Raw genomic sequence first — 341 nt, 5'->3', positions numbered from 1 at the left:
CGGCATAAACACGTTAAATGGTCGAAAAGGGAATGATACGCTCAAAGGATATGCAGGCGACGACACATTACTGGGTGGAAACGATGAAGACACCTTAATCGGAGGCAATGGCGACGATATCCTGCGCGGAGGCGACGACAATGACTTCCTCAGAGGCGGAAATGGCGCGGATACGCTAGACGGTGGGCAAGGGATTGATTGGGTCAGCTACACTGAATATAAAAAAGCCGACACCGACACTGTCATTGACCTACGCCTCGGGCAAGGACTTGAGGGGGTCGCCTTCGGTGATACATACCTTTCCATTGAAAATGTAAACGGCAGCGACGGGAACGATACGA

1 protein-coding gene is annotated in these 341 nt (G+C 51.6%); it reads left to right on the top strand.

Translation table 11 applies throughout. The features are described from left to right. Positions 1 to 341: calcium-binding protein (locus tag PsW64_RS27360; protein ID WP_446737467.1), on the top strand; the 341-nt coding region annotated here is incomplete at both ends.

It is taken from the genome of Pseudovibrio sp. W64 (assembly GCF_001623145.1).
In the GTDB taxonomy this organism is placed as follows: Bacteria; Pseudomonadota; Alphaproteobacteria; order Rhizobiales; family Stappiaceae; genus Pseudovibrio.
Note: the sequence above shows the minus strand (reverse complement) of the source record. Positions and strands in the feature narration are given on the sequence as shown.